The 13,497-nt window shown below is 68.3% G+C and carries 14 protein-coding genes and 1 pseudogene; 4 read left to right on the top strand and 11 right to left on the bottom strand.

From position 1 onward, the window contains the following. From AB0B50_RS37035 to AB0B50_RS37000, 8 genes and pseudogenes are all read right to left on the bottom strand, one after another. Positions 1 to 251 (bottom strand): annotated as a pseudogene (locus tag AB0B50_RS37035) (hypothetical protein); the annotation flags it as partial. A gap of 7 nt (positions 252 to 258) precedes the next feature. Continuing rightward, positions 259 to 570, bottom strand: coding sequence for a hypothetical protein (locus AB0B50_RS37030; protein WP_362340223.1), 312 nt, complete (start codon positions 568 to 570; stop codon positions 259 to 261). Positions 571 to 644: 74 nt separating this feature from the next. Continuing rightward, positions 645 to 1,058: a hypothetical protein gene (locus AB0B50_RS37025; RefSeq protein ID WP_362340222.1), complete on the bottom strand. Its 414-nt coding sequence runs from the start codon at positions 1,056 to 1,058 to the stop codon at positions 645 to 647. Between the two features lie 3 nt (positions 1,059 to 1,061). Beyond that, positions 1,062 to 2,084 carry a hypothetical protein gene (locus AB0B50_RS37020; RefSeq protein ID WP_362340221.1) on the bottom strand — a complete coding sequence of 341 codons (1,023 nt, stop codon included), beginning with the start codon at positions 2,082 to 2,084 and terminating at the stop codon, positions 1,062 to 1,064. Positions 2,085 to 2,108: 24 nt separating this feature from the next. Then, positions 2,109 to 2,330, bottom strand: coding sequence for a hypothetical protein (locus tag AB0B50_RS37015; protein WP_362340220.1), 222 nt, complete (start codon positions 2,328 to 2,330; stop codon positions 2,109 to 2,111). 833 nt (positions 2,331 to 3,163) lie between these two features. Continuing rightward, positions 3,164 to 4,537 (bottom strand): class I SAM-dependent RNA methyltransferase, encoded by a 1,374-nt coding sequence (locus AB0B50_RS37010; RefSeq protein WP_362340219.1) that lies wholly within the window; start codon positions 4,535 to 4,537, stop codon positions 3,164 to 3,166. A gap of 92 nt (positions 4,538 to 4,629) precedes the next feature. Beyond that, positions 4,630 to 6,684, bottom strand: a complete 2,055-nt coding sequence (locus AB0B50_RS37005; protein WP_362340218.1) for an APC family permease — start codon at positions 6,682 to 6,684, stop codon at positions 4,630 to 4,632. A gap of 60 nt (positions 6,685 to 6,744) precedes the next feature. Further along, positions 6,745 to 9,105, bottom strand: coding sequence for an MMPL family transporter (locus tag AB0B50_RS37000; RefSeq protein WP_362340217.1), 2,361 nt, complete (start codon positions 9,103 to 9,105; stop codon positions 6,745 to 6,747). 184 nt (positions 9,106 to 9,289) lie between these two features. Here AB0B50_RS37000 and AB0B50_RS36995 point away from each other — a divergent pair, with 184 nt between their 5' ends. The 4 genes from AB0B50_RS36995 (at position 9,290) to AB0B50_RS36980 (ending at position 11,364) form a co-directional block, all read left to right on the top strand. Next, a complete protein-coding gene (locus tag AB0B50_RS36995; RefSeq protein WP_362340216.1) occupies positions 9,290 to 9,622 on the top strand; it encodes a winged helix-turn-helix domain-containing protein in 333 nt (110 codons plus the stop codon). A gap of 8 nt (positions 9,623 to 9,630) precedes the next feature. Beyond that, positions 9,631 to 9,861 carry a hypothetical protein gene (locus tag AB0B50_RS36990; protein WP_362340215.1) on the top strand — a complete coding sequence of 77 codons (231 nt, stop codon included), beginning with the start codon at positions 9,631 to 9,633 and terminating at the stop codon, positions 9,859 to 9,861. A 157-nt stretch (positions 9,862 to 10,018) separates the two neighbouring features. Next, positions 10,019 to 10,687, top strand: coding sequence for a TrkA family potassium uptake protein (locus tag AB0B50_RS36985; protein ID WP_055701217.1), 669 nt, complete (start codon positions 10,019 to 10,021; stop codon positions 10,685 to 10,687). Further along, positions 10,687 to 11,364: a TrkA family potassium uptake protein gene (locus tag AB0B50_RS36980; protein WP_362340214.1), complete on the top strand. Its 678-nt coding sequence runs from the start codon at positions 10,687 to 10,689 to the stop codon at positions 11,362 to 11,364. The genes AB0B50_RS36985 and AB0B50_RS36980 overlap by 1 nt, the downstream gene beginning before the upstream one ends. A gap of 127 nt (positions 11,365 to 11,491) precedes the next feature. Here the strand turns inward: AB0B50_RS36980 and AB0B50_RS36975 are convergent, their stop codons facing one another. The 3 genes from AB0B50_RS36975 to AB0B50_RS36965 all read right to left on the bottom strand — a co-directional run bounded on the left by AB0B50_RS36975 (position 11,492) and on the right by AB0B50_RS36965 (position 13,471). Next, the gene (locus AB0B50_RS36975) at positions 11,492 to 12,232 is read right to left on the bottom strand and encodes a DUF3159 domain-containing protein (protein WP_362340213.1); all 741 of its coding nucleotides are present in this window, start codon (positions 12,230 to 12,232) and stop codon (positions 11,492 to 11,494) included. Positions 12,233 to 12,235: 3 nt separating this feature from the next. Next, complete coding sequence (locus AB0B50_RS36970) at positions 12,236 to 12,634, bottom strand: OB-fold nucleic acid binding domain-containing protein (protein ID WP_362340212.1); 399 nt, start codon at positions 12,632 to 12,634, stop codon at positions 12,236 to 12,238. Between the two features lie 153 nt (positions 12,635 to 12,787). Beyond that, positions 12,788 to 13,471 carry a response regulator gene (locus tag AB0B50_RS36965; RefSeq protein WP_362340211.1) on the bottom strand — a complete coding sequence of 228 codons (684 nt, stop codon included), beginning with the start codon at positions 13,469 to 13,471 and terminating at the stop codon, positions 12,788 to 12,790. Between the last annotated feature and the right edge of the window lie 26 nt (positions 13,472 to 13,497).

Genomic DNA, 13,497 nt, shown 5'->3' with positions numbered 1-13,497 from the left:
TTGCCTTCCCACTCCAGGTCCTTGAGCGCGGTCTCGGCGTCGCGGGCTGCGGCGTCGAGGCCCTTGGCCAGGGCCCGCCACTGCTTGGCTATCTCGCGGATGCCGTCCGGGTCGACGAGCGGATCGGTGATGCCGAGGAAGTCCAGGCCGCTGGCGAGGGTGTCGCCGAAGGCGTGGTTGGCCTTGTTGATCCAGTGCAGCGGGTTGAGGTCGCCGGCGTCGAGGTCGCCGGGGATGATGTCGAAGCCCATGGACGGCTCAGCCCTTCTTGGCGCGAGCCGCGGTGTTCAGCAGGATGTCCAGCACGTCGAAGGCGTCGGAGACATCGCCCAGGAACTTCGCCTCCACCTCCCACTCCTTGTGCAGGTTCTTGGTGAGCCCGGCGATGGTGTCCATGCCGTCCTGGATGTCGTCCTTGGCGCTCATCAGCGAGCCCAGCACCCCGAACGCGGACAGGTCGTGCGAGGCCGCCTTGAAGTCGTGCAGTGGCTTGCGGGTGTGGTCATCCACCTTGGCCAGCGCGGAGGCCGCCTTGTGCAGAGCTTCCGCATCCTTCTTCAGGTCCGACATACGTCTCCGCCCCCGCGGGTGTTGAGATGGTCTTGCGTGTGGTGCCGACCGGCCGACGAGTCCGACAGCCTCGGTCAGCGGTTGATGGACTGGATCTCCTGGACGTTCACGTCCTGGGTCGTCTCGAAGGTGCCATCCGGGAGATCACCCTTCGCGCCACCCGAGCCGTGCCAGGAGACCTTCCATGTGACGGAAGCCTTGAACTGGTACGGGCCGGTCCCGGACGTGGCGCGGAGGTAGGCCATCCCGCACGGCGGCTCTTGGTCCGCCTTCCCCTTGGCGTACGGTTCGCCGATGCTGCCGTCCGCGTTGATCGGGCAGTCACCGGATGCGGGGAAGACCTTGGCGTCCTCGGTCCCCGGCTCAACGTGGAGGCCGACCGGTTCGGCGGTGGTCGTCGCCGTCATGCCCAGGGCCAGCAGGCCAGCGGTGGCGGACACGGGCTTGAACGTGGCCTTGTCGAGCCACAGCCAGGTGTTGAGATTCACCTTCTACGCGCCCTCGGGCTTCATGGACACAGAAGTGTCCGGAACCCGGATCTTTTCATAGGCAAGCCCTGCGAGGATCTCGGGCGAAATAGCGTGCTCAACCTTGGGGTCATCGCCCTTCTTGACCCACCATGGGTCACGGAACATGCACTCCCAGGCGGCGGTCTCATCCATGCGATCACGGTTGATGAAGTGGCCCCACCAGTAGCCGTCATCCTTGTCCTTCAAGTGGAATTCCTCGTCGGGCTTCCCCTTCTCGAACTGCTTCTTCTCCTTCTTCACCCACTCCGCCTGGTCGCCCCCGACGGACCAACTGTCCTCGTTGTACTGGGCAGGCGTGTACTTCGGCGCGAACCAGCAGAGCGGCGGCGTCCAGTCACCCACAGGCTGGATGGCGCCGACACTCCCACCCGCTCCGTTCCGGGAGAGGTTGTAGGTGATCTTGGCCCCGATCTCCTGACCGCGTCTCTCTCCGGTTGGCTGACCTCCCTGGGAGCCCGGCTTCGTTACATTCCCCGGGGCCCGACCCGCCGCGAAGGCGACTGGCGAGCTCGAGATGATGGTGGCGGTCAGCGCGCCAATAACCAGGCCACACTTCGCGGCATTCGCGGTCTTGCTCAACGGCACTGCTGAGCCCCCCCCCCCCCGCTTCGACATCATCTGCTCGGTCTGCCAGACACCCTTCGAATCCTTTTCAAGTTGCAGGTTGTAGAAGACGTATGCGTCGCTGCTCGATGTAACCCCATCGGAACGCTTACCGGTCTCCCGGTCCTTGTTGTACGCCTTGGTTTCGTCACCACAATAGGTAAGTCCTGCGGAGTCATCCTTGAGGAATGTCACCTTACGGTTGTAGTAGCGAACCGTTCCGCTAACGGACTGCCCGGCGTCTACAAACTGCTGTACCCAGTCCACGCTGACCTTCAGGGCATCACCCTTGGCATAGAACCTCAAGGCCGAGGACTTCGGATTCCCGCGGACGATGGCATCATCCGTGGCCCGAATGAACTCCCGGTTGTCATTGAGCACGGGCGCTTCTTTCGCGTCATCAGGCTATTCGAACAGGAGCTTGTCGTCCTTCGGAAGTTTGATCTCCGGCCGGTCGATTCCGTCCGCGGAAGCGGACGGCGACGATGACGCCGACTTTTCCGTGCCACTGTCCGCCCCGGCGACCTTGTCGTTGTCCTTGTCAGCGTCCGCGCCGCCGCAGGCGCTCAGCAGCAGGGCGACGGAAGCTGCGAGCGCGGCAGCCACGAGCCGGGGCGAGCGAGTCACTGTTGTCTCCGGTGAGGTGAGGGTTAACGCAAGCGAAGCAACGCTATCCGTGACCGCTCAGTGACGAAGAGCCGGGGCAGATACTGGCCGAGAGAAGTTGGAACAAATTCGCATAACCCAGCTGCTACCTACACGTTGTTGAGCGAGAGAGTGGCGTGTTCAGGCCGGACTCGCCACTCCCCCTCTGGAGCACACCTCTTAGAGTTGTGATAGCGGGCGCCGGCCGCCCCACACCGTGGCATTTGGAACACTCCTGGACTCTGTTGCTCGATTCGTCTGGCATCGGGGACCGCTGGTGTGCGACGGCGCCCCGCCTGATTCTTGACGTCCGGGTGGTGAGGCTGCGGGCGCAGGAGGCGCTGACGAACTAGGCACCCAGGAACAGGGAGCGACGTGGAGGGCGAGTGGTGGCCGGTGAAGTGTGCGTGAGGGTGAGGTGCGCCGGGCGGCTGCGGAACTGAACGCGGTGGGGATGGACTGCCACGACCTGACCCGCATCGGTCCGTTCCGTCGCGTTCGCAGACGCCCACCTTCGACAGCTCACCGAGAGCGCCTCAGCGCCAAGACTCCCCACGCCACCCGAGCCCCGTGCTCCAGATCCCGGGCCTCACCTCGGCCACTGAAGCAGCACGCACCCCGTCCGCGCTGCTCCCCGAAGGCAGCAAAGCCAAAGGCCCTCAGACCCCAACTGGCGGGCCATCACTTGCCTACACAGATCCCTGACGGCTCATCAGGCCATGCGTCAAACGTACGTCACGCGCGTCGACATGCGTCAAACATGCATCAAGATATCGCCCGTGACGCACGCAACGCACACTCGGCAAAACAGCAGCTCAGCGGCCCTTCTCGACAGGCTCAAGAATCGCCACGCACTCCACATGATGCGTCATAGGAAACAGATCGAACGCCCGCAACGTCCGCACCCGGTACCCACCCTCCCGGAAATACCCCAAGTCCCGTGCCAGCGCCGCCGGATCGCAGGCCACATAGGCAATCCGTCGCGCGCCCAGCCCCGACAGATGCCGCACCGTCGCCTTCCCCGCGCCCGCGCGCGGCGGGTCCAGGACGATCAGGTCGACCTCGGTGATGCCCGTGCGCGGCAGGACCGCTTCGACCTTGCCCTGCTCGATGCGGACGCGGTCGAACGCCGCGAGGTTGTGGCGGGCGTCCTCCACCGCGCGCTTGCCGGACTCGATGCCGAGCACCGCGCCCTTCTCGCCGACGCGGTCCGCGAGGGCGCCCGCGAAGAGGCCCACGCCGCAGTAGAGGTCGAGGGCCGTCTCGCCCTTGCGGGGGGTCAAGCCCTGCATGACGGCGAGCATCAGGGTCTCGGCCGCCTTCGGGTGGACCTGCCAGAAGCCGCCGCTGCCGACGCGGTAGGTGCGGCCGTCGGCGCGCTCGCGGACGAAGGGGCGGCCGTGGACGCGGTGGACCCCGCCGTCCTTCTCGCCGACGCGCATGACCGAGACCGGCTTGTCGAGTTCGACGATGGGCAGGCGCGCGCCCGGCTTCGGCGCGAGGATCACCTGGCGGTCCTGGGAGCCGCTCGCCGCGATCGCCTCGATCGAGGCCATGCCCGACCAGTCGCGCTCCTCGATACCGAGCTCGGAGACGCCCTCGGCCGCGATCATGCAGTGCTCGATCGGCTCGACCTCGTGCGAGCGGTGGCGGCGCAGACCGGCGTTGCCGTCGGCGTCCACCGCGTACTGCACGCGCGTACGCCAGGCGGGGACCTCGCCGGCGGGCAGCTTGTCGCCCTCGGCGGGCATGACCGTGCCGTCCCAGCCCGCTTCCTCCGGGGTCAGGCCCGCAAGCCGCTTGAGCTGCTCGGCGATGACCTCGCCCTTGAGGCGGCGCTGCGCGCCCGGCTTGGCGTGCTGCCAGTCGCAGCCGCCGCAGCGGCCGGGTCCCGCGTAGGGGCAGGGGGCCTCGACGCGGTCCTTGGACGCCTCCACCACCGTGACAGCGTCGGCGCGCAGGAAGCGCGCGCCCTCCTCGCCCTCCGTCACGCGCGCGACGACCTTCTCACCGGGCAGCGCGTGCCGCACGAAGAGGACCTGGCCCTCGGCCGTACGGGCGATGCAGTGGCCGCCGTGGGCAACGGGGCCGACCTCGACCTCGTACTCCCGGCCGACCAGCGAGATGCCCGCCTCGGGGGCGCCCGCCCGTGCGTTCCCCGCCTGCGAATTCTTCGGTTCTGCCTGCATGGCGGGGTGACTCCACAACGTAAAAGAGGAACGGCCGGACAACAGCCCACCAGTCTACGTGGGTGTCGTCCGGCCGCCCGACCAAAAAAGGATCAGCCCTTCTTGCTCGGCTCCTTCGCACGCCTCGGCTTCTCCACAGGACCGCGCCGCACCGCACCCGGCGCGTTCCACTCCGACCGCCTGCGGGCCCGCTTCTTCGCAGCCTCGGAGGAGTCCAGCTGATAGGGGACGGACGTCACCATCACGCCCGGCGTGAAGAGCAGGCGGCCCTTGAGGCGCAGCGCGCTCTGGTTGTGCAGCAGGTGCTCGTACCAGTGGCCCACCACGTACTCGGGGATGATCACGCTGACCACGTCGCGCGGGCTCTCGCGGCGCAGGTTCTTCACGTACTCGATGATCGGGCGCGTGATCTCGCGGTAGGGCGAGTCGAGGACCTTCAGGGGGACCGTGATCCCGCGGCGCTCCCACTCCTCCTTGAGCGCCTTGGTCTCCGCCGGGTCGACGTTGATGCTGAGCGCCTCCAGGGTGTGGGAGCGCATCAGCTTCGCGTACGAGAGGGCGCGCAGCGTCGGGCGGTGGATCTTGGAGACCAGGACGATCGAGTGGACCCGGGAGGGGCGCACGCTGTCGTCGGAGGGGGTCTCGGGGGCGGCGATCTCCTCGGCCACGCGGTCGTAGTGGCGGCGGATCGCCGTCATCGTCGCGTAGAAGATCACCATGCCGAGCAGCGCGACCCAGGCGCCGTGCGTGAACTTGGTGACGAGTACGACGACAAGCACCAGGCCCGTGAAGAAGGCGCCGAAGGTGTTGATCGCGCGGGAGCGGATCATGTGGCGGCGCTTGTTCTGGTCCTTCTCCTTGGCCAGGTGGCGGTTCCAGTGCCGGACCATGCCGATCTGGCTGAGCGTGAAGGAGACGAAGACGCCGACGATGTAGAGCTGGATGAGGCGGGTCGAGTCCGCGCCGTAGATGAAGACCAGCAGGGCCGCGGCGCCCGCGAGCAGGACGATGCCGTTGGAGAACGCGAGGCGGTCGCCTCGGGTGTGCAGCTGGCGCGGCAGGTAGCGGTCCTGGGCCAGGATCGAGCCGAGCAGCGGGAAGCCGTTGTACGCGGTGTTGGCCGCGAGGAACAGGACGAGGGCGGTGGCCGCGGCGAGCACGATGAACAGGAAGCTGCCGTTGCCGAAGACCGCCTCGGCGACCTGGGAGATCACCGGGTTCTGGACGTAGTCCGAGCCGACCGGGGTGCCGTTGTGGACGAGGTCCTTGGCCGGGTTCTCCGCCATGCGGACGTTGGTCGCCATGGCGAGGCCGATGATGCCGCAGAACATCGTGACGGCGAGGCCGCCCATGAGCGCGAGCGTCGTCGCGGCGTTCTTGGACTTCGGCTTGCGGAAGGCCGGGACGCCGTTGCTGATCGCCTCGACGCCGGTGAGGGCGGCACAGCCGGAGGAGAACGCGCGCAGCAGCAGGAAGACGAGCGCGAAGCCCGCGAGGCCCTGGTGCTCGGGCTTGATCTCGTAGTCGGCGGTGGGCGCCTTCATGGTGTCGTCCAGGACGATGCCCCGGAAGGCACCCCACGCGATCATGATGAAGACGCCGGCGACGAAGACGTACGTCGGGATCGCGAAGAGCTTGCCCGACTCCTTCACGCCGCGCAGGTTCATCACGGTGAGCAGCACGATCACCCCGACCGCGCAGAGCACCTTGTGCTCGATCACGAAGGGGATGGCGGAACCGAGGTTCTCGATGCCCGAGGAGATCGACACGGCCACGGTCAGGACGTAGTCGACGAGCAGGGCGCTCGCGACGGTGAGTCCGGCCTTGGGGCCGAGGTTGGTGTTGGCGACCTCGTAGTCGCCTCCACCACTCGGGTACGCGTGCACATTCTGTCTGTACGACGCCACCACCGTGAACATCAGTACGACTACCGCGACGGCGATCCACGGGCTGAAGTGGTACGCCGACACACCCGCGATGGAGAGGACGAGAAGAACCTCTCCCGGCGCGTACGCCACGGAGGAGAGCGGGTCGGATGCGAAGACGGGGAGTGCGATGCGCTTCGGCAGGAGCGTTTCTCCGAGCCGATCACTGCGCAGTGCGCGCCCGATCAGGATCCGTTTGGGCACGTCGGTCAGTTTGGACACGCAGAGGATCGTAAGCGTTCGAATGGGTGCCCGCCCACCCACCACCCCCAACTGCTCCGGTTATCCGCCCTGTGCGATCCTGCGCCCCTCCGGATGACCGGAATCCGGACGCTCGGCGGCCCCCTCTGAGGCCCCCTCGGAGGCGCCTGCCGAAGGGGCCGCGTACCGCTCCGCCACCCGGGCCTCGGCGCGGCGGATCGCGCCGGAGGGCCACCAGGTGGCACGGCCGAGCAGGAGCAGAGCCGCGGGCAGGATCATGACGCGGATCACGAAGGCGTCGAGCAGGACGGCCGCCGCGAGGACGAAGCCCATCTGCTTCATCTCCAGGATGTGCAGCATCACGAAGCTCGCGAAGACGGTGACCATGACGATCGCCGCGCTGGTGACGACCTTGGCGGAGGACGCGATGCCGTCCAGGACCGCCTGCCGCGTGGGCACGCCGTTCAGAGCCGCCTCACGGATCCGGCTGACCACGAAGACCTGGTAATCCATCGAGAGCCCGAAGAGGATCACGAAGAGGAAGAGCGGTACGCGCGAGGAGATCCCGCCGAGCGAGACGAAGGACAGCAGTTCCTCGGCCCAGTCGCCCTGGAAGACGAGGACGAGCAGGCCGAGCGCGGAGGCGGCGGAGAGCAGGTTGAGGACGACGCCGAGCAGTCCGAGGACGACGGAGCGGAACGCGTAGACCGTCATGGCGAAGGTCATCAGGAGCAGGAAGCCGAGGACGAGCGGCAGCTTCTCGTTCTGGTGCTCGACGTAGTCGACGCCGCGGGGCACCTCGCCGGTGACGGCCGTCTCGACGCCGGGCAGCTTGCCGACGGTCGCGGGGAGGAAGTCGTCGCGGAGCCGGTCGAGGGTGGCGACGGCCTTCTTCGAGTAGGTCGGGTGCGGGGCGTTCAGCTCCAGGGTGGTGGTCCTCCGGTCATCGGAGGAGCGAAGGACCGGTTGTCCGGACCTCTGCTCCTCAGAGGAGCGGACAACCGGTTGTCCGACCTGCCGCTCCTCAGAGGACCTGACGACCGGTTGTCCGACCTGTGCAAAGAGCGGATCGCCCACCGCCCTGCGATGCACCCCCCGAAGCGCCTCCTTCACGTCACCGGCCTGCGAGGCCTCGGCCCGCACCACGACCAGGTGGCGGACGCGCTGCTCGGGGAAGGCGTCGAGCAGCCGGTCGTACCCCTGCATCGCCGGGATCTCACGGGAGAAGCTGTCGCGCGAGGGGTCCTTGAGCTTCATGTCGAGCGCGGGCACGGCGAGGCCGAGCAGCACGAGGACCGAGAGGCACAGGGTGAGCGCGGGGCGCTTGCGGGCGGGCGCGAGCAGCAGGTTCCAGACCCGGCCCGGCTTCTTGTCCTCGTCGCCCCGCACCGGCTTGCCCTGTGCGAGGCGCTTCGCCGCGCGGCGCTCGGCCCGCCGGCCGAGCTTGACCAGGAGCGCGGGCAGCACCGTCACCGAGCTGACCATGGCGACGGCGACGACCAGGATGGTGCCGGTGGCGAGCGAGTCGAAGATGACGTCACCGGCCAGGAAGAGCGTGGCGGTCGAGACGATCACGGCGAGGCCGGACACCACGATCGCCCGGCCCGCCGTCGCGGCGGCGGCCTCGACGAGCGCCTCCGAGGTGAGGCGCCCGCCCGCGCGGGCCCGCTCCTCGCGCTCGCGCTTGAGGTAGAAGAGCGTGTAATCGACGCCGACGGCCATGCCGATGAGCAGGATCATGTTCATCCCGACGCCGGTGTCCGGCAGCAGGTGCGAGGCGAGCATCGCCAGGCCCATCGTCGCCATGATCGAGGTGACGGCGAGCAGCAGCGGTACGCCGACCATGACGACCGAGCCGAAGACCACCGCGAGGGTGATCAACGTGATGGGCAGCGTGATCGCCTCGGAGAAGGCGAGGTCCTTACCGCGCTGGTCGTTGACCCCCTGGCTGACGGAGGCGCCGCCGGTCTCCTCGATCATCAGGTCCGGGTGGGCCTTCGCGACCTTCTCGGTCTCGGCCCGCAGCGGGACGACGTTCTTCTTGGCGTCCTGGTCGGGGCCGTTGAGCTCCACCTGGACGCGCAGGACACGGCCGTCGGCGGAGCGCACGGGACCGGCCACCGAGGCGACCTCGGGCAGGGCCTTCATCCGTGCGGTGACGTCCTCGACGGCGGCGTCGGCGGCCTTCCGGTCCAGCGGCCCCGACTCGGCGCGGATCAGCACCTGCTCCGTGGGCCTGAGCTGGACGCCGCCCTCGGTCGCCAGCGCCTCGGCCCGGCCCGCCTCGCCCACGCGGTAGTCCGCCGAGACGGCGCTGTTCATGCCGGCGGCGATCCCGCCCCCGAGGCACAGCACCACGAAGACCAGCCACCCGACGACCGCCCGCCATGGGTGCAGCGCGCTCCATCGGGCCACGCGCACCGTGACCGATCGCTCTCTCATGTCCGTCCCACCCCTTGCGTCCGCGCGCCACCCCGTCGTGGAGCTTATGTAAGTGGAGACTGACAGGTGAATGACAGAACCGTCAACTGTCATTGGAAATGGGCAGAGAGTGGATTGACAGTGGAGCCCGTCATGCTGAAGCCTTGACCGACAACTTTCGGGACTACCAGCGCAAAGGCACTACATGGACAGCGAGGAGCTGCTGGCTTTTCTCGCCGCGGTCGGCCATGCGCAGCGCATCCGGATCATCACCGAGCTCTCGTCGGGCGAGCTGTACGTCAGCGAACTGGCCCGCAGGCTCGGGGTGTCCCGCCCTCTGCTCTACATGCACCTCGAACGCATGGAGAAGGCCGGCATCGTCTCCGGCCGCCTGGAACTCTCCGACGACGGCAAGGCGCTCAAGTACTTCGAACTGGCGCCGTTCGACGTGCGGTTGAACGTGGATACGATCATCGCGGCCGCCCGCCAGGACCAGGCGGGCGACGACGGACAGCACTCATCAAAGGGGACGCCCTAGTGGACGACGTGATCATCCCAGTCGCTTTTTTCGTGGTGCTCGCCGCCGCGATTGTCGCCGTCGCGTACTTCCAGTCGCAGCGCAACCGCGAGCGCGACCGGCAGTACGCGGAGGCCATGCACAGCTACCGCGAGGCCGTCGAGCGCGCCCGTGCGGAGCAGGAGGCGACCCGCCTCCAGCTCGTCGAGCTCGGTCACCGGCTGCAGAACGTCGAAGGTCTGCTGCGCAGCGTGGACTGAGGACGGGCCCACCCGCCCGGCAGACCCCCGCGACCGGCAGCGGCCGGTGCACGGGGGTGCCCTCCGCCGACCGCGCGTGTGTAGCTTGGGCTCCGGTCTGAGACGCTTTTACCGTTCAGTCTGAGCACCAAGTATTGACACAGCCGGAAGGACGGTCGTGCACATCGTCATCATGGGCTGCGGGAGAGTCGGTTCAGCTCTCGCGCAGACCCTGGAACAACAGGGGCACACGGTCGCGGTGGTCGACCAGGACCCCACGGCCTTCCGCCGCCTCGGCTCCGGGTTCGGCGGCCGCCGCGTCACCGGCATCGGCTTCGACCAGGACACCCTGCGCGAGGCCGGTATCGAGGAGGCGGGCGCCTTCGCCGCCGTCAGCAGCGGCGACAACTCCAACATCATCGCCGCGCGCGTAGCCCGCGAGATGTTCGGCATCGAGAACGTCGCCGCCCGTATCTACGACCCTCGCCGTGCCGAGGTCTACCAGCGTCTGGGCATCCCGACGGTGGCCACCGTCCGCTGGACCGCCGACCAGATGCTGCGCCGCCTGCTCCCCTCGGGGGCCGAGCCGCTGTGGCGCGACCCCACCGGCGGCGTACAGCTCGCCGAGGTGCACGCGTCGTCGTCGTGGATCGGCCACAAGATCAGCCGCCTCCAGGAGGAGACCGGCGTACGCGTGGCGTTCCTCACCCGGCTGGGTGAGGCCGTCCTGCCGACCTCGCAGACGGTGCTGCAGGAGGGCGACCTGGTGCACGTGATGATGCGCACCAACGAGGTCGAGAAGGTCGAAGCGGCGTTCGCCGAAGGCCCCGAGGAGGGCGGTCACTGATGAGGGTCGCCATTGCCGGAGCCGGCGCGGTGGGCCGCTCCATCGCCGGTGAGCTCCTGGAGAACGGCCATGAGGTCCTTCTCGTCGACAAGGCGCCGACGGCCATCTCCGTCGAACGCGTGCCGCAGGCCGAGTGGCTGCTCGCCGACGCCTGCGAGATCACGTCCCTGGACGAGGCGGCGCTGCAGCGCTGCAACGTGGTCATCGCGGCCACCGGCGACGACAAGGTCAACCTCGTCGTCTCCCTCCTCGCGAAGACCGAGTACGGCGTCCCGCGGGTCGTCGCCCGGGTGAACAACCCCAAGAACGAGTGGCTCTTCAACGAGTCCTGGGGCGTCGACGTCGCGGTCTCCACGCCACGCCTGATGTCCGCGCTCGTCGAGGAGGCGGTGAGCGTCGGCGATCTCGTGCGCCTGCTGCGCTTCAGCCACGGTGACGCGAACCTCGTCGAACTGACGCTGCCGCCCGAGTCGGCCCTCGCGGGCACGCGGGTCGGCGACGTCGAGTGGCCCGAGGACACCTCGCTGGTCACGATCATCCGCGGTACGCGCGTCCTGGCGCCGACCCCGGACGACTCCCTGGAAGCGGGTGACGAGCTTCTCTTCGTGGCGGCGCAGGCCCGCGAGGAGCAGCTGGAGGACCTTCTCTCGGTGCGCCGGGAGGACGCGGTGGGCTAGCCGCCCCGGCTCGTACGTCGATGGGGGCGCCCGGAAGAAACCTTCCGGGCGCCCCCATCCGCGTCAGCGAAGCCGCAGGTTCGTCGTGGCTGGTCGCGCAGTTCCCCGCGCCCCTTCGGGGCGCTGCCTAGCCGTCGCGCCGCTCCTGCGCAAGGGCTCGCTTGCGGTCCTCCTCCGCCTTCTCCGCCGCTTCCATCTCCGCGAAGACGTCGATCGGCGGCGGGGCCTTCGCCAGGAAGACCCAGGTCAGGTAGACGGCGAGGAGGAACGGCGGGATCTTCAGGGCGACCAGGACCCAGCCGAACTGCGTGGTGTCCGCCCACCAGTACAGCGGGAAGAGGATCGCGCACTTGGCGAGGAGGATCAGGCCCCAGGCCCAACTCGCCTTGGCGTACGCCGTCTTGCGGCCGGGGTTGCGGGTGCGCCAGGAGAGGTTCTCCTTGAAGACCGGGCCGAGGATGAGGCCGATCAACGGCACGCCCGCGAGGGTCGTGATGATGTACGCGAGGGCGAGGCCGAGGGTGTAGAGCATGCCCGGCAGGTAGAAGTCCTTGGCGTTGCCGGTCATCATCGCGAAGACCACACCGAAGGCGACACCGAAGACGCCGCTGAAGGCGTGCTTGACGGTGTCCTTCATGACCAGGCGGACCACGACGAGCACCAGGGACACCGCGAGGGCCGCGATGGCCGACATGTGCAGGTCCTTGTTGATCGTGAAGATGGTCACGAAGAGCAGGCCTGGGACGACCGTCTCCACCATGCCCCGCACGCCGCCGAAGGCTTCGAAGAGCGCTGCCTCGGTCACGGCCCTGGAATCGGCGTCCTGATCCGCGTTCCCTTGGTCCGTCGGCTTGTCGAGGGACGTCACCGGCTACTCCCGTCCGAGGGGTCTGAGTTCGTACTTGGGGTTGAAGAGCACCCGGCGGCCCCGGCTCATCGAGATCCGGCCCGACGCGATCAGCTTGCGCCCCGGCTCGATGCCCACGATGGAGCGCCTGCCGAGCCACACCACGTCGAGTGCCGCGGAGCCGTCGAACAGCTCGGCCTCCAGGGCGGGGACCCCGGCGCGTGGTCGCAGGGTGACCGTGCGCAAGGTACCAGTAACGGTGACTATCTGGCGGTCGCGGCAGTCGCCGATGCGAACACAGCCCGCTGTCTCGGCGTCCTCGCGCAGCTCCTCCGACTCCAGGTCCTCCTGGGAGGAGGACAGCCGGTCGAGCATGCGCCGGAAGCGGCCCGCCGGCTTTTCGGAACCAGGAACAGCACTCATACAAGAAGCGTACCGGGGGGCGCCGACACAGCGGAAAGGGGTGCGCTCATCTGTGCTTATGCCTGCTCAGTACCCGCTCCCCCGCCGCTGAAGCAGCCCTGAAGCGCGGAATCCGGTCACTTCTCGGAGCGGCGGTCACACCGGAGGCTGCGGTCACTTCTCGAAGCGGTACCCCATCCCCGGCTCCGTGATGAAGTGCCGCGGGTGCGCCGGGTCCGTCTCCAGCTTGCGGCGCAGCTGTGCCATGTAGACGCGGAGGTAGTTCGTCTCCGTGCCGTAGGAGGGGCCCCAGACCTCCTGGAGCAGCTGCTTCTGGCTGACCAGACGGCCGGTGTTGCGGACCAGGACCTCCAGGAGGTGCCACTCCGTGGGCGTCAGGCGTACGTCGCGGCCGCCGCGGTTGACCTTCTTGGCGGCCAGGTCGACGGAGAAGTCCCCGGTGTCGACCATCACGTCGTCCTCACCCGCCCCGGTGGGCTCCGCCCTGCGGACGGCGGCGCGCAGCCGTGCGAGGAGTTCGTCCATGCCGAAGGGCTTGGTCACGTAGTCGTCGGCGCCGGCGTCCAGGGCCTCGACCTTCTCGTCCGAGCTGTGCCGGGCGGAGAGGACCAGGATCGGGACGCGTGTCCAGCCGCGCAGGCCCCTGATGACCTCCACACCGTCCATGTCGGGCAGACCGAGGTCGAGCACGATCACGTCGGGGTGGCGGGCGGCGGCGACCTGCAGCGCGGTGGCGCCGTCGGGGGCCGCGTCCACCTCGTACTTGCGCGCCTTCAGGTTGATCACGAGGGCGCGTACGATCTGCGGCTCGTCGTCGACCACGAGCACCCGGGTCATGCTTACCTGCCTTTCCGGCTTCTGGA

It is taken from the genome of Streptomyces sp. NPDC041068, assembly GCF_040647455.1.
Classification (GTDB): Bacteria; Actinomycetota; Actinomycetes; order Streptomycetales; family Streptomycetaceae; genus Streptomyces.
The sequence above is the reverse complement of the archived record's forward strand: the minus strand, read 5'-3'. Positions and strand labels throughout refer to the sequence as shown.